Source organism: Streptomyces sp. NPDC050564 (assembly GCF_044457265.1).
In the GTDB taxonomy this organism is placed as follows: Bacteria; Actinomycetota; Actinomycetes; order Streptomycetales; family Streptomycetaceae; genus Streptomyces.
Genome location: NZ_JBITGS010000015.1, coordinates 35,264 through 59,959 on the forward strand (window position 1 = coordinate 35,264; position 24,696 = coordinate 59,959).

A 24,696-nucleotide genomic window follows, 5' to 3' on the forward strand; every position below is an offset into this window, starting at 1 on the left:
CGGCCCCCGGTGGGGCTGGCGGGGGGCCGGGCCGGGGTGCCCACGGGGGGGGGCGGTTCGGGGTCCGGGGTTACCGCGGGGGGGGCCCCCGGGTCACCCCGGGCCCCCCCCTCCGTCGTACGTCGGTACTCAGGCGATGTGGTCCTCCTCCAGTTCCGCGTTGAAGCGGTTCTGGAAGCGGTTCATGTAGCGCCTCAGCTCGCTGTCGGTGAGGGTGACGCCGTAGGTGGCCTCGACGTTGTTGCCGAACTCACCCTTCGTGGGCAGGCCCTGGCCGTTTATCGACTGGCGGAACACCTGGTAGAAGCTCTCCTCGCGGGTCTTCTCGTCGGCCAGCGGGGACTGCTCCTCCCTCGGGGCCGGGATGGGGAGCTGCTCCGGCTCGGGGGCGGCGCCCTCGCCCAGCTGGCGGGTGCGGCCGGGGCCCGCGGGGATGGGGAAACTGCCCGTCTCCTCCGGGCCGGGCTCGTACGCCTGCGCCTGCTGCTCCTCGTACCACTGCCAGCCCTCTTGCTCCTGGGCGTACGACGGGTCGTACGGGGGTTGGTATGCGGGGTCGTAGCCGCCCTCGTAGACGACGTTCTGCTCGGGGGGTGCGAACCAGGGGCTCTGGTCGGGGCCCTGGGGGCTGTCCAGTTGCTGTGGATCCTGGTTGCCCTCGGGGTATTGCCGCTGCTCGCCGGGAGGTACCGCTCTCTGGGGGACGGGTGCCGCCTCAGGGGCACGACGGCCCGCAACCATGTCGAGTTCGGGGGCGAGTGCCGCCCCGGCGGCACGATCGCCCGCAGCCAGCTCGGATTGCGGAGCCGGAGGCAGGAGCGCGGGCTCGATCCCCGCCGCCGCCAGCCCCGAGGGCGCGGTCTGCGCGAGCGGGACGCCGTACCGGGCGAGCCGCAGTGGCATCAGGCTCTCCACCGGGGCCTTGCGGCGCCACGCGCGGCCGAAGCGGGAGTGGAGGCGGGCCTGGTAGACGAGACGGTCCTGCTCCAGCTTGATGACCTGTTCGTAGGAGCGCAGCTCCCACAGCTTCATACGGCGCCACAGGAGGAAGGTGGGGACCGGGGAGAGCAGCCAGCGGGTGAGGCGGACGCCCTCCATGTGCTTGTCGGCGGTGATGTCCGCGATCCGGCCGATCGCGTGCCGGGCCGCCTCGACCGACACCACGAAGAGCACCGGGATGACGGCGTGCATGCCGACCCCCAGCGGGTCCGGCCAGGCCGCCGCGCCGTTGAACGCGATCGTCGCGACCGTCAGCAGCCATGCCGTCTGGCGCAGCAGCGGGAAGGGGATGCGGATCCAGGTCAGCAGCAGATCCAGGGCGAGCAGGACGCAGATGCCCGCGTCGATGCCGATCGGGAAGACGTACGCGAAGTTCCCGAAGCCCTTCTTCAGGGCAAGCTCGCGCACCGCCGCGTACGAACCGGCGAAGCCGATCCCCGCGATGATGAGCGCACCGGCGACGACCACGCCGATGAGAACGCGGTGCATCCGTGTGAGCTGAATGGGCGCGGCCACCCGTACTCCCCTCCCATTGCGCGTTGTTGCGGGCAACAGGGTGGCACATGTGTGCGGCGTACGGGCGGGCGGTACGGCAGGAGCCCGGTCCCCGCGGGGGCCGGGCTCCTGCAAATGGCTTGGTGAGGCTACGAGTTGAGGCCCGGGCGGAGCCGGATGTCCGTCAGCTCTTCTTGGTCGCGGACTTGGACGGCGACGCCGACTTGGAGGGCGAAGCGGACTTCGACGCCGATGTGGACGGGGAAGCCGACTTCGACGGGGACGAGCTCGCCGTGGAGCCCCCGTCCTGGTTCGCGGCGGACACCGCGGCCACCGCCTCCTTCGCGGCCTTCTCGGCCGCCTTCAGCAGGTCGGCGGGGTTCGGGGTCTTCTCGCCCGCCAGGCCGGCACCGTTGTAGTCGAGCGTGACGACGACGTTCTCGACCCGGGTCACGATCGTCTGCTGCTTGAAGGAGCCTTCCTTCTTCTTCAGGTCGTAGCTCACGGCCGTCGCCTCGTCGCCCGTCCCGGACACCGGCTGCGACTTGGTGTTCTTGGCGCCCGCCACCGACTGGGCGCCCGTGACCTGCTTCTCGAAGTAGTTGTGCGCGAGCCGGCCGCCCTCGCCGCGCGAGTCCGAGTCGAAACGCAGCAGGGCCACGTTCAGCCAGCGGAACTGCGAGCCCTTCACGCCGTTGTTGTCGAGGCTGCTCCAGTAGCAGTTGCCGCGTGTCGCGACATCGTCCGACTTGCCCTCCTTGCCGGACTTGCTGCCCTTTGGAACCATTTCGCCCAGCGTCTTCTTCGACAGCACCGAACAGGGGTCGGGCAGCGTCGCGTACGCCGCCGGCTTGACGGCGTTCGCCGAGGCACTCGCGGACGCCTTCGCGTCGGGGCTCGAATCGGCACTCTTTTTGGCGTCGTCGCCGGAGCCGGAGTCCGAGGAACAACCGGCGGCGACAAGCATCACCGGAACGGCGGCTGCGCTGACGAGGATGCGGGTGAGTCGCGGTGCTCGGCCTACTCGCTGTACTGGTCGGTGCATGGTTCCTTCACTCGTGGCGCTCGTGGTGCGGCCGCACATGGAACGTGCGGCCGGTCGGGTCCGAGGGGCCACGGTACGCGGTGAGGCGGCTGTGCGTTTCCGGTTCGAGGGGTTTGAGCGAGGGGGCCGGGAGGCGCCGCGGACCCCCTATCCGTTGAGCGTGTCCGCGAGCTTCTGCGCCAGTTTCCGCGCCCTGTCCTGCATTTCCTTGCTGTCCGGAGCGTCGGTGGAAGCGGTCGGCTGCTCGGCGTACTCGATCGTCACGATCACATTCGACGTGCGGAACACCACAGTCACCGTGCGCTGCTGGGCCGCCGAGGACGCCGGGCTCAGCTTGTCGTTCAGGAACGCCTCGTCGCCCAGACCGTCGAGCGTACGGGGCTGGAGATCGGCCGGGGTCTCGGTCGGGGAGGCGGTCGCGGTCGCGGTCGCGGACGAGGAGGAGGACGCGGACGAGGAGGAGGACGCGGACGAAGAGGAGGACGCGGACGGCGAGGGGGAGGAAGGGGTCGCGGTGTCGGTGCTCGCAGTCGAACCGGAACTGGAGTCGGCCGGCTCGGGAAGGTCGGCCGTCGTCTCCTTGCCCCCGTAGATCTCCTCGGCCTTGTTGGCGTCGCTCACCGCGTTGTCGTACGAGACCACGCGTTGGAAGTCGACGAGAAGGTGATCGGTGGCGGACGTGGACTCCACCTTCCAGCGGCAGCCGTCGCGCCGGTCCGTGTCGTAGGTGAGCGTGGCCTCGCCGTCGTATGCCTTGTCGCGCGTCTCCGCGTCCGCGATCTGCTTGATCCCGGGGAGCATCGAGTCGAGGCTGTCGTGCCCGACCGCGCCGCAGGCCTCCGGGAGCGTGCGGTACTTGCCGGGCTGGGCCGCGGGTGCCGTCGTACCGGTGTCGCTCCCCTTGGAGTCGTCCGCCGAGCCGCCGCTGCTGCCCGAACTGCCCGTGCAGCTCGCCAGCAGTGCCGCGAGGAGCACGGCGATGCCGGGTACGTACGCCTTCCGCTGCACGGTCAGGCTCCTCTCGACGGTTCCCGACGGGCCTGCGGCCGGGGTGTCCTGTGGTTATTCGGTTGCCGCGTGGGGGCGGCCCCTGGAGACAATGTGTATCGCACGCACTGCCGTGAACGCCGGTCCGTTGTCCCATACGTCGACCTTGGCGCCGGTTTTGCGATTTATGACTTCTGCTGTTTTTCGGGGGAATGAGGACGATATGTCGTACGTAGAGGTTCCGGGGGCGAAGGTTCCCATCCGCATGTGGACCGACCCGGCGTCGGTCGAGGACGTCGCACTGCGCCAGCTCCAGAACGTGGCGACCCTGCCCTGGATCAAGGGCCTGGCCGTCATGCCCGATGTGCATTACGGGAAGGGCGCGACCGTCGGCTCCGTCATCGCCATGCGGGACGCGGTGTGTCCTGCGGCGGTGGGGGTCGACATCGGGTGCGGGATGTCCGCGGTCAAGACCTCGCTCACGGCCAATGATCTGCCGGGGGATCTGTCTCGGCTTCGGTCGAAGATCGAGGAGGCCATTCCGGTGGGGCGGGGGATGCATGAGTCCCCGGTCGAGCCGGGGCGCTTCCATGCGATGGCCACGGGCGGGTGGGACGACTTCTGGGGGCGGTTCGACGGGGTCGCCGAGGCCGTGAAGTTCCGTCAGGAGCGCGCCACGAAGCAGATGGGAACCCTCGGATCGGGCAACCACTTTGTCGAGGTCTGCACCGATACGACCGGAGCTGTCTGGTTGATGCTGCACTCCGGTTCGCGGAACATCGGCAAGGAACTGGCCGAGTACCACATCGGTGTGGCGCAGAAGCTCCCGCACAACCAGGGCCTGGTCGACCGTGACCTCGCGGTCTTCGTCGCGGACACCCCGCAGATGGCGGCGTACCGCAACGACCTGTTCTGGGCGCAGGAGTACGCGAAGCACAACCGCGCCCTCATGATGGCGCTCCTGAAGGACGTGGTCCGCAAGGAGTTCAAGAAGGCGAAGCCGACCTTCGAGCAGGAGATCTCCTGCCACCACAACTATGTGGCGCAGGAGCGCTACGAGGGCATGGACCTGCTCGTGACCCGCAAGGGCGCGATCCGCGCGGGCTCCGGCGAGTACGGGATCATCCCGGGCTCGATGGGTACGGGTTCGTACATCGTGAAGGGCCTCGGCAACGAGAAGGCGTTCAACTCGGCGTCGCACGGCGCGGGTCGGCGGATGAGCCGCAACGCGGCGAAGCGTCGCTTCTCGACGCGCGACCTGGAAGAGCAGACCCAGGGCGTCGAGTGCCGCAAGGACTCCGGTGTCGTGGACGAGATCCCGGGCGCCTACAAGCCGATCGAGAAGGTCATCGACCAGCAGCGCGACCTCGTGGAGGTCGTGGCGAAGCTGAAGCAGGTCGTCTGCGTGAAGGGCTGACGCCCAGCACTCCACCCGACCGACGGGCCCCGGACTCCGCAGTCCGGGGCCCTCGCTGTGAGCCGGGGGTCTGGCGCCTGGCGGTAGAGCGGCGCGCCATGGATGCCGGGGAGCTCCGGAGCTCGATCGGGTCGGCGCGTGCCCTGGCTGCGGGGCAACCGCGTGCTCAGGAGACGATGCCGGCCATCGCTCCGCCGCCGGTGGAGACGCCGCCGCTCGGCTTGGGTGCGGAGAAGGGGGGCGTGTCCGGTCGGCACGTTGTTCCGACCGGTGGAAGGGTGCCGTCGACGAGGTAGCGGCTTTCGTGGGTCGCGATGCAGCTGCTGGGGTTGATCAGCGCGGTGTGCCCGTACCCGTTGTTGGTGAGCAGGCGGGCGTTGGCCAGTTCTTTGGCCATGGCCTGCGAGTTCGTGTAGGGAGTGGAGGGGTCGTAGGTGGTGCCGACCACCAGAACGGGGTGCGCCGTCGGCTTGTTCCACGGGCCGCGGTAACGGTTGGCGGCGACCGCCGGCCAGGTGGCACACCCCTCGGCGGCCCAGGTCCAGAAGCGTCCGGTGTCGCCCGTACCGGTGGCGCTGGCCTCCTCCAAGGCGTGATAGACACCGGGGTCACGCGGATTGGGGCTGTCGGAGCAGAGCACCGCAGCGGCCTGTTCCTCGCCCACGTACGGATGCGGATTCGGGACCGGGGGTGCGGGTTGGAGTGGAGACGGCCCCGGGACGCGGCCCTGCCACAGGTCCTGCAGCCTGCCGGCGAGGTCCGTCCATCCGGGGTGGACGACGTAGAGGCTGTTCACCACGTCGCTGACCGTACGGCCGTAGCTCCACGCGCCCACGGGATGCCCCCGGAGCCGCCGCACCAGCTGGTCGAACTTGTCGCGGGTCGCTTTCGGGCCGCCGGCGGAGAAGGCGCAGCGGGCGGTGGTGGCGGACCCGCACAGGGAGAGGAACCTGTCCAGGGTTGCCGCCACGGAGCGGTCCGAGCCCATGCGCAGGAATGTCGTGAGCCGGGGGTCGTCGTCGGAGGCATGGTTCGTCCAGGCCTGCGGGTCGATGTTGCTGTCGAGGGCCATGGCGCGGACCTTGCCGGGGAAGAGGTTGGCGTAGGTGGCGCCCAGGATCGATCCGTAGGAGATGCCGAGGTAGGTGAGTTGTGGGTCGCCCACCGACTGGCGGAGCTGGTCGAGGTCGCGAGCGGTGTCGGCGGTCGAGACATGGCGCAGGAGCTCGGGGTCACGTTGCCGGCAGCGCCGGGCCAGATCCTTGTACGCGGCGATCCAGGTCTTCCGCTCCTGTTCGCCGACCGGGAAGCCGGCCGGTCTGCTCGCACTCCAGGCGTTGGCCTCCTTGGGACTCGCGAAGCAGTTCACCGCGGTGCTGTTGCCGACCCCGCGGGGGTCCCAGCTGACGATGTCGAACCGCTCCCGTACCTCCCGCGGGAAGAACTCGTAGTTCTGTGGCATCTGAATCGTTCCTGCCCCGCCGGGTCCGCCAGGGTTGAAGAACAGGGTGCCGATGCGCCGTCCGGGGCCGGTCGCCTTCCGTTTCACGAGGGCCAGTTCGACGCCGCGGCCGCGCGGGTTGCGGTAGTCCAGCGGCACCTTCGCGGTCGCGCAGTCGAACGGGCTGCCCTGAACGCAGGGTCTCCAGTCCAGCTTCGGGGCGGGCACCGAAGGTGTCGGCGCACCGTCGGCCGCGGCGAGGTCCGGCCCGGGCAGTGCCGTCCAGCAGGCCACCACTGCGGCGATGGCCGCGGCGCAACTCCGACGGCCCGCTATTGGTCCGGATATGTGCATGCCTTGTCCTTTCACGGCTGTGCGCCCGACGTCGCCCATGCGCTCGACGTCGGCACGCCTCCGTGTCCACAGCACCGCGGTCCGGCGACACGCGCGAGCCGGCCGCAGCCGAATGGCCGAGCGTGGATGTCGCCGGAGTCCTTTTCTCCCCGTGGCCTGGCGGAAGGTCAGGGGGGAGGGGACGGAGGGCTCTTCGAGAAGGACTGCTCGGAGCTCGCTCGTGAATGTGGTGTCCAGGCCGAGGGCGCCCGTGACGTAGTTCTGTACTGAGCCGTGGCGGGACGTCAGCGCCGACAGGAAGAGCGTCATGACTTCGGCGGGGGAGGTGCCGTACGCCGGCCAGGTCCGGGTGCGGTGCGGGTTCGTGGCGTGCCAGTCCGCCAGAAGGCCCGCCGCGATCACTTCGCGTGCGTCACCGCGTAGATCATGACGAACGCCACGATGTGGATGCCGAAGAGGAAGTACGCGAGGTAGTACCAGACCATGCGCTCGCGCTTCTTCTCCAGGGCCAGCCGCTGCCGGTCCCCGGAGGCTGCGTCGGCCGTGGCGGCTGCGTCGGCCGTGGCGTCGCCGGCGTCTGCCGGGTGGGGCATCACGACTCCCGGTGGATCTTCGTGTTCGACGCCTGTGCGCGGGGGCGTACGACCAGGAGGTCGATGTTGACGTGGCTGGGGCGGGTGATCGCCCAGGTGATGGTGTCGGCCACGTCGTCGGCGGTCAGCGGTTCGGCAACGCCCGCGTACACCTTCGCCGCCTTCTCCGTGTCGCCGCCGAAGCGGGTCAGCGCGAACTCGTCCGTCTTGACCATGCCGGGCGCGATCTCGATGACGCGGACGGGCATGCCGACGATCTCCAGACGGAGGGTCTCTGCGAGGACGTGCTCGGCGTGCTTGGCGGCGACATAGCCGCCGCCGCCCTCATAGGTGCCGTGGCCGGCGGTGGAGGAGAGCACGACGACCGTGCCGTCGCCGCTCGCGGTGAGGGCGGGCAGGAGGGCCTGGGTGACGTTCAGGGTGCCGATGACGTTCGTCTCGTACATCTGGCGCCAGTCCGCCGGGTCGCCCGTCGCGACCGGGTCCGCGCCGAGCGCGCCGCCCGCGTTGTTGACCAGCACGCCGACCGTCTTGAAGGCGGTCGCGAACTCGTCGACCGCCGCGCGGTCCGTGACGTCCAGCGCGTACGCCGCCGCCTGGTGGCCCGCCGCGTTGATCTCCTCCGCGAGCGCCTCGATGCGGTCCTTGCGGCGGGCGGTCAGCACGACGCGGTAGCCGGCCGCGGCGAGCTGCCGGGCCGTCGCCGCGCCGATACCGCTGCTCGCGCCGGTGACGACGGCGATGCGGGAGGGGGCGGACGGCACGGAGGGCGCGGATGGCGCGGTCATTTTTGGCTCCTCGGGCGGGTGCTCGTGCGGTGCCGTACGAGACGTGTGCTCGTGCGGTGTGTACGGGCGTGTGTACGGGAATCCTCGCCAGGATAGGCAGGTGGTGGGCGTCGGCGTCGAGTTGACAGGGCTCCGCGGCCGACGGGCGGTGGGTGCTGTGACACCGTCGATGCGTGGTGCGGCGTCAGCTGCCGCGTGGCGCGTACATGATGACGGCCATTCCGGCGAGGCAGATCAGCGCGCCGGTGACGTCCCAGCGGTCGGGGCGGTAGCCGTCCGCGACCATGCCCCAGGCGAGGGAGCCGGCCACGAAGACTCCGCCGTACGCGGCGAGGATGCGGCCGAACTCGGCGTTCGGCTGGAGGGTGGCCACGAAGCCGTACACACCGAGGGCCATGACGCCCGCGCCGATCCAGAGCCAGCCGCGGTGCTCGCGTACGCCCTGCCAGACCAGCCAGGCGCCGCCGATCTCGAAGAGCGCGGCGAGGACGAAGAGGGCGGCGGACCGGACGATCAGCATGCGGTCACTTTCGCATGCGGTCGTGTGGGCGATTGCGTCACCTGATGGACGGCGCCTGTCGGCGGCCAGGGGTGGGATACATCCCGTGACGCTGGCCTGATCACCCGACCGTGGCCTGATCACCTCACGACCTGTCGGTCTAGCGAAGGAAATGACGTCATGCGGATGGGGATGCGAGTGCTGGGCGTGGTGGGTTCGGGGGCGTTTCTGCTGGGGGGTGCGGCGGCGCCGGGCTTCGCCCTGGCTCCCGAGGCCGATCTCGCCTATCACGGGTACGTGTCCTTGGCCGCCGGGACCGTCGACGTCCGGTTCACCCCGCAGAACCACGGGCCGACCGCCGTTTCCGACGCGACCGTGCGGCTGCGCTGGTCGGCTCCGCTCGCGGATGTGCAGTGGCTGCCGAAGCAGTGCGCGCGGTCGGGGGAGCGGACGGTGGTGTGCCGGACGGGGGCGTTGGCCGCCGACGGGCTGGGCGAGGAGATCGGGGTGACGGTGCGGCTGGTGGGCGTGCCGTCCGAGGTGACTCTCGAGATCGACACGGTGTGGGGTGGCGGGGCGGTGGATCGCAACCATGCGAATGACCGGCAGCGGGTGTTGGCGCTGGATACGGGGGATTCGTACTTGTTCTAGTGGGGGTGCCTGCGTCCGTGTCTGTGTCTGTGTCTGTACCTGCGTCTGTACCTGCGTCTGTGCTCGCGCCCCTGCTCGTGCTCGTGCCCGCACCCCGGGTCGGTGGGGGGTCGGGGCCGTGCCGGTGCATCCGCCCGTCGCCGGTGGATCAGACGTTGGGTCGTGGGGAGCTGTTTCCGGATCCGAACGTAAGCGACGGGCATTCGATGTACCGGCACGGCCCCTTCCGTGCGGCCGCGGCCGCGGGCGCGTGGGGGCTTGGGTGCGTTCCCGGGTCGGTGGCTGTGGCGTCCGTCCGATGTGTCTGCGTCGTACGATTTCTGTTCGGCGCAGAGGAAGGGTGTGCGTGATGACGGGGAACGTGCGGGGACGGCTGCTCGATGAGTTGTCCGTCGTGTCGCGTCGCTATATGGCGTCGTACGCGCTCTTCAACCAGGCCGTTGCTGATCATTTGAAGCTGCACCCGACGGATCTGCAGTGCTTGAATCTGCTCAGCCTGGAGGACGGGGCGGTGACCACGGGGCGGATCGCCGAGCTGACGGGGCTCACGACCGGCTCGGCGACGCGGCTGGTGGACCGGCTGGAGAAGGCCGGGTACGTCGTGCGGGAGCGGGACGCGGTGGACCGGCGGCGGGTGCTCGTGGCGACCGTGCCCGAGAAGCTCGCCGAGTTCGGGCGGATGTGGGACCGGCTGGGTGGCGGGTGGTACGAACTCTTCGATGGGCTCGAGGATGCGGAACTCGCCCTGATCATCGGGCATATGCGTCGTACGGTCGACTTCAGCGCGGAGCAGATCGCGCGGCTGCGGGGCGGGGACTTTCAGGAGGCCTCGGAGGACGCGTCGTAGCGGTCGCGTGCCTCGTTGACCTCCTCGATGTGCCGTTCCGCCCAGTCCTTCACGGCGGTGAGCAGGCAGCTCAAGTTCATGCCCAGGGGTGTGAGTTCGTAGTCGACCCGGACTGGTACGGACGGGGTGACGGTGCGGGAGACGATGCCGTCGCGCTCCAGTGAACGCAGTGTCTGCGTCAGCATTTTGGGGCTGACGCCCGCGATCTTGCGGCCGAGGTCGCTGTAGCGCATCGACCCTTCGGCGAGTGCGCTGACGATCAGGCTGACCCACTTGTCGCTGATGCGGTCGAGGAGCTGGTTGGTGGGGCAGCTCTTGATGAACGCGTCGTACTCGACGCGCGCCTTCTCGCGCCGCTGGGCCGCCGTCGTGGTCGCCATGGCTCACCTCCGGGTGACGTACGCACCTTCAGGTGCCTACTTACCGAGAGATAGTAACTCTTCATAGGGTTGTTGCAACGGGAAGGAAACCCGGGCAGAACGTCTTTGAATGGGGAGAATTGCCATGCGCGCAGCGGTTGTGAACGCTTTTGGTGGTCCGGAGGCCGTGGAGCTCGTCGAGGTCGAGGTGCCGGAGCCGGGTGCCGGGCAGGTGCGGATCAAGGTCGCGGCGGCCGCGCTCAATCCGGTCGACGCGGGGGTGCGCGCGGGCGGCTTCGGAGGTGCGGGCAAGCAGTTGGGGCTGGGGTGGGACGTGGCCGGGACCGTCGATGCCACGGGTGTGGCGACGGGGTGGACGGTGGGCGACGACGTGGTGGCGCTGGCTTACGGCCCCGCCAAGTCTCTTGGCACGCACGCCGATTACGTGGTCGTGGACGCGGATGCCGTGGCCAAGGCGCCCGCTTCGGTGGACGCGGTGCAGGCGGCGAGCCTGCCGTTGAACGCCCTGACCGCCACGCAGGCCCTGGATCTGCTGGGGCTGGAGCCGGGACAGAGCCTGCTGGTCACGGGTGCGGCGGGCGCGGTCGGTGGCTATGCCGTCCAACTCGCCGCGCACCGCGGGCTGTCCGTGACCGCCCTTGCCCGAGAGGCCGACGAGGAGCTCGTACGGTCGCTGGGGGCGGCCCGGTTCGTGTCGGGTGCCGTGGCGCCGGGCAGCGTGGACGGGGTGCTGGACGCCGCGATCCTCGGTGCGGCGGCACTGGAGTGGGTGCGCGACGGCGGCGCGTTCGTGGGGGTCATCCCGGGCGCCCACCCGGCGTCCGTACGGGGCGTGCGGACCGGCTCGGTGGAGGTCGCCGCCGACGGGGCGCGGCTCGCGGAGCTGGCGGCGCTCGTCGACCAGGGGGTGCTGACGCTCCGGGTCGCCGAGACGTACGCGCTGGACGCGGCGGCCAAGGCGCACGCCCGGCTGGCGGAGGGCGGTCTGCGGGGGCGGCTGGTCCTGCAGCCCTGAGCGGCCCCGGGAAAGTGCGGGTGGGTCCCCGGTCCCCTCAGTGATGTTGTTCCTCCGGTGCCTTGAGCGGCAGCAGGCCCACGAGGGGGCAGCACAGGAGGGTGACGGCGGCGACGGCGGTGAGGCTCACGGTGGTGGCGTGGGCCTCGCCGCCGTTCGCCTTGAAGTAGACGGTGGTGACGGCGGCGGCGCCGATCGCGTTGGCGAGCTGCTGGACCGCGCCCAGTGAGCCGCCCGCGCTGCCGGCCTCGTCGGCGGCGATGTCGCCGATCGTGACGTCGTACACCGAGCCGAAGCAGGTGCCCATGCCGAGGCCGACGACGAGCAGTGGCGGGACCAGGGCCCAGCTGCCGGCGCTCGTCCCGGAAGTGGTGACGAGGGCGAGCAGGTAGCCGGTCCCGGCGAGGGTGATGAGCAGGCCGATGAGGACGAGGCGGCGGCCCAGTGCGCCGATCAGTCGGTAGCAGGCGATCGAGGCGATGACGATGCCGGCGGACAGGGGCATCAGGCCTAGTGCGGCGCCCGCCGGGGAGCGGCCGAGGCCCCGCTGGAGGAAGAGCGAGACGACGTAGAGGAGTCCGGCGACCGCGGCGAAGAAGACGATGCCGAGGACGAGTCCCGAGGTGAAGCCCCGGTTGCGGAGGAGGGAGGGCTGGATCAGGGGGTTGGCCGCGGTGCGCTGGCGGCGGCAGAAGGCGGCGAAGAGGGCGACTCCGGCGGCGACGAGTGCGGTGCTCGTGGGGGTCCAGCCGTGAGCCGAGCCTTCGATGAGGCCGGCGAGCAGACCGAGCATGGTGGCGCCGAGGAGGGCGGAGCCGAGGCCGTCGACGCTGACCGTGCGGTCGCCGGGGTCGCGGGGGAGCAGGCGGGCGGCGGCGAGGAGGGCGGCGCCGCCGAGGACGAGGTTGATGAGGAACATCGAGCGCCAGCCGAGGCCGGCGATGTCGGTGTCGATGAGGAATCCGGCGAGGATCGGGCCGCCGACGGCGGAGAGGCCCATCACCGGACCGAAGAGGCTGTACGCCTTGCCGATCTGGTCCCGGGGCCAGGCGGCGCCGAGGATGCCGAAGCCCTGCGGGATGACGAGCGCGCCGAAGGCGCCCTGTGCGAGGCGGGCGGCTACGAGTGTGCCGGGAGTCGGCGCGAGCCCGCACGCGAGGGAGGCCACGGTGAAGCCGCCGAGGCCGGCGAGGAAGAGGCGGCGGCGACCGTACTTGTCGCCGAGCCGGCCGCCGAGAACGAGCAGTACGCCGAGCGCGAGGGCGTAGGAGGCGCCGAGCCACTGGATGAGGCCGGCGCCGCCGCCGAGGTCTTCGGCGATGGTCGGGGCGGCGATGTTGGTGATGGTGCCGTCGAGGAGGTCCAGGACATCGGCGGCGAGGACCACTCCGAGGATGGCCCAGCGGGTGCGGGCGGGAGGGTGCGAAGTTTCTTTTGAGTCATGCAGTATCTGTGTCACGCAGATAAATCTGGCGCATGACGGGTGGGCGGGTCAAGCGATTAGCCGGAGGAGGCGCTCGGGGTGCGTGGAATAGCGGCCGGGGTGTGGTCGTTGGGGGGTATAGTTGAATCGTAAACAACTTGGAGGGTGAGCGACCATGCAGTTCGGGATCTTCAGCGTCGGCGATGTGACCCCCGACCCGACCACGGGCAGGACACCGACCGAGCACGAGCGCATCAAGGCCATGGTCGCCATCGCGCAGAAGGCCGAGGAAGTCGGCCTGGACGTCTTCGCGACCGGCGAGCACCACAACCCGCCGTTCGTGCCGTCGTCGCCGACCACCATGCTCGGCTACATAGCCGCGCGCACCGAGAAGCTCGTCCTTTCCACGTCCACGACCCTGATCACCACCAATGACCCGGTGAAGATCGCCGAGGACTTCGCGATGCTCCAGCACCTGGCCGACGGCCGGGTCGACCTGATGATGGGGCGCGGCAACACCGGGCCGGTCTATCCCTGGTTCGGCCAGGACATCCGCCAGGGCATCAACCTCGCCATCGAGAACTACGCGCTGCTGCACCGGCTGTGGCGCGAGGACGTGGTGACGTGGGAGGGCAAGTTCCGTACGCCGCTGCAGTCGTTCACCGCGACGCCGCGGCCGCTGGACGGCGTACCGCCGTTCGTCTGGCACGGCTCGATCCGCTCGCCGGAGATCGCCGAGCAGGCCGCGTACTACGGCGACGGCTTCTTCCACAACAACATCTTCTGGCCGGCCGACCACACCAAGCGGATGGTCGAGCTCTACCGCGAGCGGTACGCGCACTACGGGCACGGCACGGCCGAGCAGGCGATCGTCGGGCTCGGTGGCCAGCTGTTCATGCGGCACAACTCGCAGGACGCGGTACGGGAGTTCCGGCCGTACTTCGACAACGCGCCGGTGTACGGGCACGGGCCGTCCCTGGAGGACTTCACCGAGCAGACTCCGCTCACCGTCGGTTCGCCGCAGCAGGTGATCGAGAAGACGCTGTCCTTCCGCGAGTACGCGGGTGACTACCAGCGCCAGCTCTTCCTGATGGACCACGCGGGGCTGCCGCTGAAGACCGTCCTCGAGCAGCTCGACCTGCTGGGCGAGGAGGTCGTGCCGGTGCTGCGTGAGGAGTTCGCCAAGGGACGGGCGGCCGATGTGCCGCAGGCGCCGACGCATGCGGCTCGGGTGGCCGCCGCCGCTTCGGCGGCGTCGCAGGATTCAGAGGTTTCGGAGGGAGTGACCGTCGTATGAAGCTCGTCGTCGTCTCGGCGGGGCTGAGCGTTCCGTCGTCCACCCGGCTGCTGGGTGACCGGCTGGCGGCCGCCGCGGTCCGTGGGACGGTCGCCGACGTCCAGGTCGTCGAGTTGCGCGACCTCGCCGTCGAGATCGCCCACAACTTCACGAACGGCTTTCCCGGGCCGGGGCTGTCCGACGCGATCGACGCCGTGACGTCCGCGGACGGTCTCATCGTCGTCACGCCGGTCTTCTCCGCCTCCTACAGCGGGCTGTTCAAGTCCTTCTTCGACGTGCTGACCGTCGGGGACAAGGACGCGCTCGCCGGGAAGCCGGTGCTGATCGCGGCGACCGGTGGTACCGGGCGGCACTCGCTGGTCCTTGAACACGCCCTGCGTCCGCTCTTCGCGTATCTGCGGGCTGTGGTCGTGCCCACCGGGGTGTACGCGGCGTCGGAGGACTGGGGAGCGGAAGGGTTGGCCGAGCGGATCGAGAGGGCGGCGGGAGAGCTGGCGCGGCTGATGGGAGCCGTGCCGGCGGCAGCAGCGGCCCCGGTCAGGGCCGGGGGTGGCTTCGAGGTGATCCCGTTCGAGCAGCAACTGGGGGCGTTGCGGCCGTAGGGGCGTTTCACCCCCTCCGCCCCTGCCCGACCCGAACCTGGGGCTCCGCCCCGGACCCCGTTCGCGCAGTTCCCCGCGCCCCTTTTTCAGGGGCGCGGGGAACTGCGCAGTCTTTTGTCGGGGGTCCGGAAGCCGCCCCGGCCGCCCCCGAGCTCCGGCCGGCCCCGAGCCGGGGGAGTCTCGGGGCGGCCGGGGCGTGTCAGGGGCTCGCCCGTCCTGACATACGGGACACAGTGACCGGGGGAGGTAAGGCGACGCGCCGGGACGTGGTGAGAGGCGGGTAAGAAGGGTGGTCGCGGGGGCTCTCATCAGGTGGTGCCCGGCCGAGGGCTTGGCAGACTGGTGGGGTGCCCCAGAATGTGCTGCTCGCCGAGGACGACCGTGCCATCCGTCACGCCCTGGAAAGGGCGCTGGCACTGGAGGGCTATGAGGTGACGGCCGTCGCCGACGGGGTGGAGGCACTGGCCCAGGCCCACCGCACCCCACCGGACGTGCTGGTGCTGGACGTGATGATGCCCGGCATCGACGGACTCCAGGTGTGCCGCGTGCTGCGTGCGGAGGGCAACCGCACGCCGATCCTGATGCTCACCGCGCTCGTCGAGACCGCGGACCGCATCGCGGGCCTGGACGCCGGCGCCGACGACTACGTGGTCAAGCCGTTCGACGTCGAGGAGGTCTTCGCCCGGCTGCGCGCCCTGCTGCGCCGCACCGGGACGGACGCGGCGAACGGCACCCCCGTCGACGTACCGCCGTTGAAGGAGCCCGACGGACAGATCGTCGCGGCCGGGCTGCGCATGGACATCCAGGCGCGACGCGCGTGGCGCGAGCAGCGGGAGCTGGAGCTGACCCGGACCGAGTTCGAGCTCCTCGAACTGCTGGTCCGCAACGCGGGCATCGTCCTCGACCACGCCACCATCTACGACCGGATCTGGGGCTACGACTTCGGCCCCGGCTCCAAGAACCTCGCCGTGTACGTGGGGTATCTGCGGCGCAAGCTCGACGAGCCGGGAGCACCGGCGCTGATCCACACGGTGCGGGGCGTGGGGTACGTACTGAGGGAGGACTGAGTGCCGCCCGGCTCCAGCAGATCACCCGGCTCGCCCCGATCCACCTGGTTGCGCAGGTCGCTCCGGTTTGCCCGGCCCCGGTTTCGACGGGTGTCCTCCCTGCGGGCCACCTTCACCGTGTCCTTCGCGGCTGTCGCCGCCGCCGTCACCGTCCTCGTCGGGTTCCTGAGCTACGACGCCGCCGCCCGGCTCGTGCGCGTGGACCAGCAGACCGTGTTCGCCGAGGTCGTGCAGGACCTGCGCGACCAGGTGCGTGAGCACCCGCTGCAGCCGGGCGACTTCGCCTCGTCCGAGCCCGACCACGACGGGCCGCTCGACGACATCATCCGGCCGAGCCGTACGGACGTACAGGTGCTCGGGCCCGGCGGCGCGATCGTCGACCGGGGCAACCCGCCGCTGCCCGTGAACAGTCACGACCGGGCGATCGCCGACGACGGGACGGCGGGCAAGCTGGAGGAGCACAAGGAGGTCGACGTCGCCGGCGACCGCTACCGGGTGGCGACCGTCGCGCTCGGCGGCGCACGGGGCGCCGTGCAGGTGGCCCAGCAGTTCAGTGACACCGAGGATCTGCTGCGGGAGCTGCAGCAGCGGACCGTGTTGCTCGTCGGGGCGGTCGTGATCGCGGCGGGGCTGTTCGGCTGGTGGCTCGCCCGCCGGATAACGCGGCGGCTGGTGCGGCTCGCCGGGGCCGCCGAGGATGTCGCGCGCACCGGGCGGCTCGGCATCCAGGTGCCGGTCACCGGGTACGACGAGGTGGCCCGGCTCGGCCGCTCCTTCGACCGGATGCTCGGCCGGCTCGCCCAGTCCGAGGAGGACCAGCGGCGGCTGGTCCAGGACGCGGGCCATGAACTGCGTACACCGCTGACCTCGCTGCGTACGAACATCTCCATGCTCCGCCGTATCGACGAGCTGCCGCCCGCCGCGCGCGAGGAACTCGTTGCCGACCTGGCTCTGGAGTCACGCGAACTGACCGACCTTGTCAACGAGTTGGTCGCTCTCGCGGCCGGCCAGTCCGACACCGAACCCGTCCGTCGGCTCGACCTCGCCGACCTCGCCGAGGACGTCGCGATCGTCGCCCGGCGGCGTACCGGGCGGGACATCACCGTGCGGGTGGGCGGTGACACCACGGTCGACGGGCGGCCCACCGCCCTGCAGCGCGCGATCTCCAACCTGGTCGAGAACGCGGCCAAGTTCGATCGGGCGGGGAAGGCGCCGATCGAGATCGTGGTCGAGGCCATGGGTGCCGGCCGTCGTGTCGCCGCCGATGCCGACGGTGGCCGTGCCGACGCCGACGCGGTCGCCGCGGCCGGTCGTCCCGGGCCGGTCCGCGTCGAGGTCCTCGACCGCGGTCCCGGCATCGCCGACGGCGACCTCGTCCGCATATTCGACCGCTTCTACCGCGCCGCCGACGCCCGCAGCCTGCCCGGCTCCGGGCTCGGTCTGTCCATCGTCCGCGAGGTGGCCACCGCTCACGGTGGAACGCCGTTCGCCTTCCGGCGGGACGGGGGCGGCACGGTGATCGGTTTCACGGTGGGTGGGAACGGTCCGGCGGACGAGGGCTGAGGCGCGTGGCTTCTTGGCCCCGCCGCCCCTGCTCCTCCCGACCCCCTGCATGCCGTGCAGTACCCCGCGCCCCTTTTAGGGGCGCGGGGAACTGCGCAATCTCTCAGGGGGGTCTGGGGGCGCAGCCCCCAGGGATGGGACGGGAAGGGGCGGCGGGGGCGAAAACCGTACCTCTAGCCGACGTGGACGCGCGGACGTCGCGAGCGGTTGGGTTCCGCTTCGCGGAGGACCTCTCGGGTGACGGGGGCGACCTCGCCCTGGCCGAAGAGGAAGAAGCGGAGGAAGTTGGTGAAGGGGTCGCCCTCGGTCCACTCGAAGTAGATGTGGGGGGTGCAGCCGGTGACGTCGCGGACGTGGAGGAGGAGGGCGGCCAGGGCGTTGGGGATGGAGGAGGACTCCAGGGTCAGGACGCGGTAGCGGCCGTGGAGGACCTCGCCGCGTACGTTCAGACCCGCCTCGAACTCCGAGGGGTCGAGGACGGTGACCTCCAGGAAGACGAAGTCCTCCTGGGCCGGGAGGTCGTTGTCCGCCCGGATCTGCTCGACCTTCTCCCGGTACTCGGTGATGTCGCGGTTGTCGGGCTCGTTGGCGATGAACCGGATCCGCCGGCTGGCGATGTCCCGTACGAACCGCTCGGCCATGTCGTCCAGGGTCACGCTGGTGACGCGCAGTTCGAAGGCGCGGGCTAGCCGGGACAGGAGCGAGACGAGGATGATGCCGGCGATGAAGCAGGCGCCGATCTTGACGCCGTCGGGGCGTTCGATGACGTTCACGACGGTGACGTAGAGCAGGACCGCGGCGACGACGGCGAATCCGATCGTCCAGTTGCGCTGCCCCGCCTTGCGCGCGGCGATCGTCACCGCGATGGCCGCGGAGGACATCAGCACCAGGACACCCGTGGCGTAGGCGCCGCCCTGTGCGTCGACGTCGGCGTCGAAGATCCAGGTGACCAGGAAGGCGACCAGGATGAAGACGATCACCATGGGGCGGACGGCGCGAGCCCAGTGCGGGGCCATGCCGTAGCGGGGGAGATAGCGGGGCATGAGGTTCAGGAGCCCGGCCATGGCGGAGGCTCCCGCGAACCACAGGATGGCGATCGTCGAGACGTCGTAGACCGTGCCGAAGGCGTTGCCGAGGTACTCGTGCGCCAGATACGCCAGCGCACGGCCGTTGGCCTGGCCGCCGGACTGGAACTCCTTCTCCGGGATGAGCACAGTGGTGATGAAGCTGGTGGCGATCAGGAACACGCTCATGATCAGGGCGGCCGTGGTCAGCAGTTTCTTCGTGCCCCGGATGCGGCCGGTCGGCTTCTCCTCGGTGTCCTCGGCATCGCCCTCGACGTGCGGCATGACCGCCACGCCGGTCTCGAAGCCGGACAGACCGAGGGCCAACTTCGGGAAGACCAGGAGGGACACCCCGATCATGGCGAAGACGTTCCCGTGCTCGGCGGTCAGGGCGCTGGACCAGTCGGTGACCACATGCCCTTCGGACATCACGTGCCACAGCCCCGTGATCACGACCACGGTGTTGAGCCCCAGATAGACCGCCACCAGGACCACGGCCACCCCGATCGCCTCCAGGAAGCCCTTGAGGAAGACCGCGCCCAGCAGCGCCACGAGGATGAGCGTGATCAGCATCTGCTTGTCGTGCAGCACGCTGGTCAGATGGGGGTTCTCGACGAGGTGGGTGGAGGCGTCCGCCGCCGAAAGGGTGATGGTGATCAGGAAGTCGGTTGCGGCGAAGCCCAGCAGGGTGAGGACGAACAGCTTGCCCTGCCAGAAGGAGAGCAGCCGCTCCAGCATCGCGATGGAGCCCTCGCCGCGCGGGCTCTCCTCGGCCACTCGCCGGTAGACGGGCAGTGCGCCCGCCAGGGTGACTATGACGAGCACGACGGTGGCCACGGGGGACAGCAGACCGGCCGCGAGGGCGGCGATGCCCGGCTGGTAGCCGAGGGTGGAGAAGTAGTCGACGCCGGTCAGGCACATCACCCGCCACCAGCGCTGTCCCTTGTGCGCGTGCTCCGTCTCGACGGGCCGCTGCCCCTGCTGGTGCTTGGCCATGTCGGACAGGCCTTCCAGCATCCACCCACGCAGGCGGCTCGTGCGGGCGTCGTGGTCGGTGGCGGCCATCGGCGTGCTCCTGACGTACGGCTCTCTTCGAAAGTTTCCGGCCATCGAGGACACGGCAGCACCAGCGTATGCAGAGAGTGATCCCAGGGCCCACGGAAAGCTGGGCCGAACGCGTCAAGGCTGCGTTAAGACCTGCCGGTCGCGGACTTTCACGGGTGTCACGCTTCCCGGGCCGTGAAACCGCCGTGAAACCGTGCTGATCCGTCCTCACCGCACCATGCCGAGCAGTGCACAGCCAGGCGTACCGAAACCGAACACGAAAGCGGAGTACCGACATGCCCGAGCCCACCACCGCCCCGCTCGAACTGACCCACGCCCAGGTCGACGACGCCTCGCACGGCCACGCGTCGCTGATCCGGGTGACACTGCCGCAGACCCGGACCCCGGTCTGGCTGGCCGCGCGCTACGACGTGGTCAGGGCGGCACTCGGCGACAGCCGGTTCGTACGGGATCCGGCGAAGGTCGCGGGGATGGAGAGCGGCGGGGTCGGCGCGGAGCTGCTCGACGGTGCGGGGCTGCCGCCGGAATACCGGCAGTACCTGGAGATCCTGGTGCTGGTCGACGGGCCGGAGCACACCCGGCTGCGCACCCATGTGATGAGGGCCTTCGCGCCGCGCCGGATAGCCGCGCTGCGGCCGCGGATCGAGCGCATCGCCTCGGATCTGACCGAGGAACTCGCCGCGAAGGGAGGCGAGTTCGACCTGCTGAGCGCCTTCGCGTACCCGCTGATGACGAACGTGATCTGCGCAATCATCGGCGTTGAGGAGGGGGACCGGCCGAAGGTGGGCGGCTGGATCCGCGACTACGAGTCGGGCGAGCCGGACCGTTTCCTCCCCGGGATCGACCGGCTCGCCGCGTACATCGACGGCCTTCTCGACCGCCGTGCCGCCGAGCCCGCCGAGGACCTGGCCTCCGATCTGCTGCGCTCCAGCGCGGAGGCGGAGGAGGGGCAGCGGCTGACCCGACAGGAGATGATCGCCCTGGTCTTCCTGCTGATCAACACGGGGATCGCGCCGCCGGCGTTCTTCCTCACCGACGCGGTGCTCGCGCTGCTCGACCACCCGCAGGAGGTGGCACGGCTGCGCGCCGAGCCCGGACTGCTGTCGCGCACCGTGCAGTAGCTGCTGCGGTATGTGTCCGCGGTCCGCGTCGGCGCCACCCTGTATGCCACCGAGGACGTGGAGCTGGGTGGGGTCCTGGTACGTCGCGGAGAGGGTGTGACGAGCGGGCTGCTCGCTGCCAACCGCGACCCCGGCACCTTCGCCGACCCCGGGCGGCTCGACCTCACCCGGGAGGCCGCGCGCGGCGCCGGACACATCGCGTACGGGCACGGCGCGCACCGCTGCATCGGCGCCGCGCTCGCCAACCTGCAGACCGAGGTGATCCTCGAACAGCTGTTGCTGCGGCGCGAAGGCCTCACCCTCGCGGTCGAGCGAGGCGACCTCCAGCGCGTCGGGTTCGCGGGCGACGGCACTTACCCGATCGGTCTGCCGGTCCGGTTCTGATCCCGCCGGGCTGCGGCGCGTCCCTGCCGGTCGCCGAGCGGGTGGTGGGACCCGTGGGTTTCTTCGCCCCTCCGCCCCTGCCCGTCCCGTCCCTGGGGACTGCGCCCCCGGACCCCCTGAAACATTGCGGAGTTCCCCGCGCCAACTGCAGCAGCAAGGAGGGTCGGGACGTGCGGCTACTCAGGGCGTGAGCCGGTCCGGGGCTGGGGCTGTTGGGGCTCGCCGCGGCGGAATGAGCCGGGGGCTCGGGCGGCCGGACGGTCGGCGTGGGCCGAGGAGGTCAGCTGCCAGGGGACGCTGGTGACCATCACGCCGGGGGTGAAGAGCAGGCGGCTCTTGAGCCAGAGGGCGGACTGGTTGTGGAGGAGGTTCTCCCACCAGTGACCGACGACGTACTCGGGGATGAAGACGGCGACGATGTCGCGTGGGCTCTCGCGTCGGATGGAGCGGACGTACTCCACGACCGGTCGGGTCACCTCGCGGTAAGGGGAGTCGATGATCTTCAGTGGAACCTCGATGCTGTACTCCTCCCAGCGTGTGCGGAGCGCGGCCGCCTCGTCACGGTCGACCGAGACCGTGAGGGCCTCCAGCCGGTCGGGGCGGAAGGCGCGCGCGTAGGCGAGGGCGCGCAGGGTCGGCTTGTGAACCGTCGACACGAGCACGATCCCGAACACCCGGCTGGGCGGGACGAGTTCACCGTGCGGGTCGGTCACCGCCAGCTCGGCCGCTGTGGCGTCGTAGTGCCGCCGGATCCCGCGCATCATCACCCACAGCACGATCGCCGCGAGGACCGCCAGCCACGCGCCCTGCGTGAACTTGGTGGCGAGGACGATCACCAGGACCAGCCCCGTGACGACCGCGCCGAACGCGTTGATCAAGCGGGCCGAGTGGTGGCGGCGGCGCGCGGCCACGTCGAGCTCCGTACCCAGTTCGCGGTTCCAGTGCCGGACCATGCCGAGCTGGGAGAGCGTGAAGGAGGTGAACACGCCCAGGATGTAGAGGTGGATGAGGCTGGTGACGTTCGCGTCGAAACCCCACAGCAGCAGTCCGGCGACGATCGCCAGAGCGAGGATGCCGTTGGAGAAGGCGAGCCGGTCACCGCGGTTGTGCAACTGGCGGGGCAGATAGCGGTGTTGGGCGAGGATCGAGGCCAGGAGCGGGAAGCCGTTGAACGCGGTGTTCGCGGCCAGGATCAGGACCAGCGCGGTGGCGGCCTGGATGAAGTAGAAGCCGATGCTGTGCTCGCCGCCGAAGACCGCGGCCGCGATCTGGGCGATGACGGTGCGCTGCGTGTACGAGGAGCAGTCGCCGTTCAGGCCGGTCAGGCGGCAGGCGTCACCGGTGATGTGCACCTTGGTGATCAGCGCCAGCGTGGTGACGCCGACGAACATGACGATCGCGATGATGCCCATCGCCGCCATCGTCGAGGCCGCGTTCTTCGACTTGGGCTTGCGGAAGGCCGGTACGCCGTTGGAGATCGCCTCCACACCGGTCAGCGCCGTACAGCCGGAGGAGAACGCCCGCAGCACCAGCATGACGAGGGCCAGGCCCGTGAGATGCGCGTCCGAAGGAACCGCCGTGACACCGTACTCGGCACTCTCGGCGACCGGCGCGTCCCCGAGGAAGTACCGGATCAGACCGGTGATCACCATGATCAGGACGCCGCCGATGAAGAGGTACGTGGGTGCGGCGAAGGCCCGGCCCGACTCGCGTACGCCCCGCAGGTTCATCGCGGTCAGCAGCGCGACGAAGCCGATCGCCAACAGGACGCGGTGTTCGGCGAGTTCAGGGATCGCCGAGATGATGTTGTCGACGCCGGAGGCGACCGAGACGGCCACCGTCATGACGTAGTCGACAAGGAGGGACGCAGCCACGACCAGTCCGGCCGACGGGCCCAGGTTCGTGGAGACCACCTCGTACGAGCCGCCGCCGCTCGGATACGCGTGCACCACCTGGCGGTACGACAGCACCACGACCGTCATCAGCGTCACGACCGCGGCCGCGATCCACGGAGTGAAGTGCAGATACGCCAGCCCGCCGAGTGTGAGGACCAGCAGGATCTCCTGCGTCGCGTACGCCACCGAGGACAGCGGGTCGGAGGCGAAGATCGGCAGGGCGAGCCGTTTGGGCAGCAGCGTCTCATGCAGCTCTTCGCTGCGCATCGCCCGGCCGATCACCAGCCGCTTCAGGATCCCCGTCACGTTGAACACGGGCGGAGACTAAGCCGGGGGAGCGGGACGGGAGGGAGGGCGGGAGGCCCGCGGGGCGTTAAGGGACCGTTAGGGTTTCGTCGGACACGTACATATGGAGCAAAAAGGCGTCCGTGCGCGAAGCGGGAAGTGGCCGCCCGGCCGGACGGCCCGGTTCACCCCGGACGCGGGTCGGTGCAGCCCCGGCACCTCGACTGCGGGTCAGTCCAGCCCCGACACCTTGACTGCGGGTCAGTCCAGCCCCGACACCTTGAACACCGTCTGCGCCGTCTCACGGTCGATCCGCTCCGACACGCGGCGCAGCTCGGTTGCCCCGCAGGTCAGCGAGCCACGAAGGGCCGAGACGCGAGCGTCCTCGTCGAGGCGGTGCCACAACGGGGGGTTGGCGACCAGGACCCGGGGGTCGATCTCGACCCGCGCGCCGAAGGTGTCCCGCAGGACGAGCCGCTGTCCGACGCCGTCCAGAGAGCGAACGGACACCAGGTGATCGGTGCGCACCCGCCGCGCGGGGAGCAGTCCGCGGGAGCTCAGCCAGCCCTCACCGGCGGAGACCCGGGAGGGGTACAGCACCAGGAACAGCAGCACCGCGAGCGTGACCCACAGCAGGGCGCGCAGGTCCGTCAGGGTGCCGGCGGCCCGGTCGATCAGCAGCAGAAGGGCGAGGAGGGCGGCCGAGCAGCGGATCGAGCCGAGCACGTCCCGCGCCCACAGGCGGTCGTGTGCAACCTCCGCGAGAGGGATCGCGTGTACGTCGGCCACGTCACGCGCGTCGTTGCGGCGTTCCATGAGACCGACGGTAGAGACGGGGGAGCCCGGAGTCAGCATGCCTTGACGGGTCTCTGACGGGCATCGGCGTCAAGGATGCGACAAGGCCCGGGGTTCGGCGCGAAGAACGCGCAGGAGGATCCCCGAGGTCGAGCCGACCGGGTGTGGCAGCGGCTGCTGCAGAACCGGCGGGGTGCCGTCGTCGCCCAGGCCGTCCGCCGGGACATGGACGCTCCGCCGGGACACGGACGCGGTGATCTGCCGACTGCGGTTCCGGCATTCCTGACGGGGGTCGCGGGCCGCGGTTCCGCCGTTTCCGACCTCGGCCGTAAGAGATGCGTCAAGGGCGGATGGGCCCCCGTAAGGGAGCCGTCAACGACGGACGAATCCGGCCACGGAGGCGTTTTCCTCTGAAGCGTCAGTTCAATCCGAACCTCATCCAGGAGCTCACGATGGCCGACGTGGCCTTCGTCGTCACCACGATCGCGGTGTTCGCGCTGGTGGCCCTCGTCGCCAAGGGGGTGACCAAGCTGTGACTGCCGAGAACATCGTCGGCCTGATCGTGGCCGTCGCCCTGCTGGGCTATCTCGTCCTCGCCCTCGTCTTCCCGGAGAGGTTCTGAGC

The 24,696-nt window shown here is 70.2% G+C and carries 24 protein-coding genes; 12 read left to right on the top strand and 12 right to left on the bottom strand.

What is annotated here, in order from left to right:
* Positions 1-129 precede the first annotated feature (129 nt).
* From ACIBK0_RS23885 to ACIBK0_RS23895, 3 genes are all read right to left on the bottom strand, one after another.
* Positions 130-1,515 carry a DUF2637 domain-containing protein gene (locus ACIBK0_RS23885; RefSeq protein WP_399083376.1) on the bottom strand — a complete coding sequence of 462 codons (1,386 nt, stop codon included), beginning with the start codon at positions 1,513-1,515 and terminating at the stop codon, positions 130-132.
* A gap of 163 nt (positions 1,516-1,678) precedes the next feature.
* Positions 1,679-2,539 (bottom strand): DUF3558 family protein, encoded by an 861-nt coding sequence (locus ACIBK0_RS23890; protein ID WP_399083379.1) that lies wholly within the window; start codon positions 2,537-2,539, stop codon positions 1,679-1,681.
* A 147-nt stretch (positions 2,540-2,686) separates the two neighbouring features.
* Complete coding sequence (locus ACIBK0_RS23895) at positions 2,687-3,547, bottom strand: DUF3558 domain-containing protein (RefSeq protein ID WP_399083382.1); 861 nt, start codon at positions 3,545-3,547, stop codon at positions 2,687-2,689.
* A 202-nt stretch (positions 3,548-3,749) separates the two neighbouring features.
* Between ACIBK0_RS23895 and ACIBK0_RS23900 the strand changes: the two genes are divergently transcribed.
* Complete coding sequence (locus ACIBK0_RS23900) at positions 3,750-4,943, top strand: RtcB family protein (protein WP_399083385.1); 1,194 nt, start codon at positions 3,750-3,752, stop codon at positions 4,941-4,943.
* 166 nt (positions 4,944-5,109) lie between these two features.
* Here ACIBK0_RS23900 and ACIBK0_RS23905 read toward each other — a convergent pair whose 3' ends face one another.
* The 4 genes from ACIBK0_RS23905 to ACIBK0_RS23920 form a co-directional block, all read right to left on the bottom strand.
* On the bottom strand, positions 5,110-6,738 hold the full coding sequence (locus ACIBK0_RS23905) for an alpha/beta hydrolase (protein WP_399083388.1): 1,629 nt from the start codon (positions 6,736-6,738) through the stop codon (positions 5,110-5,112).
* Positions 6,739-7,136: 398 nt separating this feature from the next.
* The gene (locus ACIBK0_RS23910; RefSeq protein ID WP_399083391.1) at positions 7,137-7,331 is read right to left on the bottom strand and encodes a hypothetical protein; all 195 of its coding nucleotides are present in this window, start codon (positions 7,329-7,331) and stop codon (positions 7,137-7,139) included.
* Entirely contained in the window at positions 7,331-8,119 is a 789-nt protein-coding gene (locus ACIBK0_RS23915; protein WP_399083394.1) for an SDR family NAD(P)-dependent oxidoreductase, read from the bottom strand. The genes ACIBK0_RS23910 and ACIBK0_RS23915 overlap by 1 nt, the downstream gene beginning before the upstream one ends.
* 184 nt (positions 8,120-8,303) lie before the next feature.
* Entirely contained in the window at positions 8,304-8,639 is a 336-nt protein-coding gene (locus tag ACIBK0_RS23920; protein ID WP_369248325.1) for a YnfA family protein, read from the bottom strand.
* A gap of 159 nt (positions 8,640-8,798) precedes the next feature.
* Between ACIBK0_RS23920 and ACIBK0_RS23925 the strand changes: the two genes are divergently transcribed.
* Together ACIBK0_RS23925 and ACIBK0_RS23930 are read left to right on the top strand one after the other, a co-directional pair.
* Positions 8,799-9,269, top strand: coding sequence for a hypothetical protein (locus ACIBK0_RS23925; protein WP_399083398.1), 471 nt, complete (start codon positions 8,799-8,801; stop codon positions 9,267-9,269).
* A 349-nt stretch (positions 9,270-9,618) separates the two neighbouring features.
* Entirely contained in the window at positions 9,619-10,116 is a 498-nt protein-coding gene (locus ACIBK0_RS23930) for a MarR family winged helix-turn-helix transcriptional regulator (RefSeq protein WP_399083401.1), read from the top strand.
* On the opposite strand, the gene ACIBK0_RS23935 is transcribed toward ACIBK0_RS23930, so the two are convergent.
* Positions 10,089-10,496: a winged helix-turn-helix transcriptional regulator gene (locus tag ACIBK0_RS23935; protein ID WP_399083404.1), complete on the bottom strand. Its 408-nt coding sequence runs from the start codon at positions 10,494-10,496 to the stop codon at positions 10,089-10,091. The two genes, ACIBK0_RS23930 and ACIBK0_RS23935, sit on opposite strands and share 28 nt — an antisense overlap.
* A 124-nt stretch (positions 10,497-10,620) precedes the next feature.
* On the opposite strand from ACIBK0_RS23935, the gene ACIBK0_RS23940 reads away from it, so the two are divergent.
* Complete coding sequence (locus tag ACIBK0_RS23940; RefSeq protein WP_399083407.1) at positions 10,621-11,511, top strand: NADP-dependent oxidoreductase; 891 nt, start codon at positions 10,621-10,623, stop codon at positions 11,509-11,511.
* Between the two features lie 37 nt (positions 11,512-11,548).
* Here ACIBK0_RS23940 and ACIBK0_RS23945 read toward each other — a convergent pair whose 3' ends face one another.
* Positions 11,549-12,970, bottom strand: a complete 1,422-nt coding sequence (locus ACIBK0_RS23945) for an MFS transporter (protein WP_399083410.1) — start codon at positions 12,968-12,970, stop codon at positions 11,549-11,551.
* Positions 12,971-13,109: 139 nt separating this feature from the next.
* On the opposite strand from ACIBK0_RS23945, the gene ACIBK0_RS23950 reads away from it, so the two are divergent.
* The 4 genes from ACIBK0_RS23950 (at position 13,110) to ACIBK0_RS23965 (ending at position 17,463) form a co-directional block, all read left to right on the top strand.
* Positions 13,110-14,231, top strand: a complete 1,122-nt coding sequence (locus ACIBK0_RS23950) for an LLM class flavin-dependent oxidoreductase (protein ID WP_399083413.1) — start codon at positions 13,110-13,112, stop codon at positions 14,229-14,231.
* Positions 14,228-14,833: an FMN reductase gene (locus ACIBK0_RS23955; protein WP_399083416.1), complete on the top strand. Its 606-nt coding sequence runs from the start codon at positions 14,228-14,230 to the stop codon at positions 14,831-14,833. Before ACIBK0_RS23950 ends, ACIBK0_RS23955 begins: the two co-directional genes overlap by 4 nt.
* Positions 14,834-15,180: 347 nt before the next feature.
* Entirely contained in the window at positions 15,181-15,900 is a 720-nt protein-coding gene (locus ACIBK0_RS23960; protein ID WP_399083419.1) for a response regulator transcription factor, read from the top strand.
* 48 nt (positions 15,901-15,948) lie between these two features.
* Positions 15,949-17,463, top strand: coding sequence for an ATP-binding protein (locus tag ACIBK0_RS23965; protein WP_399083422.1), 1,515 nt, complete (start codon positions 15,949-15,951; stop codon positions 17,461-17,463).
* Between the two features lie 173 nt (positions 17,464-17,636).
* Here the strand turns inward: ACIBK0_RS23965 and ACIBK0_RS23970 are convergent, their stop codons facing one another.
* Entirely contained in the window at positions 17,637-19,592 is a 1,956-nt protein-coding gene (locus ACIBK0_RS23970; protein ID WP_399083425.1) for an amino acid transporter, read from the bottom strand.
* Between the two features lie 275 nt (positions 19,593-19,867).
* Between ACIBK0_RS23970 and ACIBK0_RS23975 the strand changes: the two genes are divergently transcribed.
* Together ACIBK0_RS23975 and ACIBK0_RS23980 are read left to right on the top strand one after the other, a co-directional pair.
* On the top strand, positions 19,868-20,713 hold the full coding sequence (locus ACIBK0_RS23975; RefSeq protein ID WP_399083428.1) for a hypothetical protein: 846 nt from the start codon (positions 19,868-19,870) through the stop codon (positions 20,711-20,713).
* A 12-nt stretch (positions 20,714-20,725) separates the two neighbouring features.
* Complete coding sequence (locus ACIBK0_RS23980) at positions 20,726-21,097, top strand: cytochrome P450 (protein ID WP_399083431.1); 372 nt, start codon at positions 20,726-20,728, stop codon at positions 21,095-21,097.
* Between the two features lie 176 nt (positions 21,098-21,273).
* Here the strand turns inward: ACIBK0_RS23980 and ACIBK0_RS23985 are convergent, their stop codons facing one another.
* Both ACIBK0_RS23985 and ACIBK0_RS23990 read right to left on the bottom strand, forming a co-directional pair.
* Positions 21,274-23,259, bottom strand: a complete 1,986-nt coding sequence (locus tag ACIBK0_RS23985) for an APC family permease (protein WP_399083950.1) — start codon at positions 23,257-23,259, stop codon at positions 21,274-21,276.
* 279 nt (positions 23,260-23,538) lie between these two features.
* Positions 23,539-24,093, bottom strand: coding sequence for a hypothetical protein (locus ACIBK0_RS23990; RefSeq protein WP_399083434.1), 555 nt, complete (start codon positions 24,091-24,093; stop codon positions 23,539-23,541).
* Positions 24,094-24,422: 329 nt separating this feature from the next.
* Between ACIBK0_RS23990 and ACIBK0_RS23995 the strand changes: the two genes are divergently transcribed.
* Both ACIBK0_RS23995 and kdpF read left to right on the top strand, forming a co-directional pair.
* Positions 24,423-24,608, top strand: coding sequence for a hypothetical protein (locus ACIBK0_RS23995; RefSeq protein WP_399083437.1), 186 nt, complete (start codon positions 24,423-24,425; stop codon positions 24,606-24,608).
* Positions 24,605-24,694 carry a K(+)-transporting ATPase subunit F gene (gene kdpF, locus ACIBK0_RS24000; RefSeq protein ID WP_055544543.1) on the top strand — a complete coding sequence of 30 codons (90 nt, stop codon included), beginning with the start codon at positions 24,605-24,607 and terminating at the stop codon, positions 24,692-24,694. Before ACIBK0_RS23995 ends, kdpF begins: the two co-directional genes overlap by 4 nt.
* Positions 24,695-24,696 lie beyond the last annotated feature (2 nt).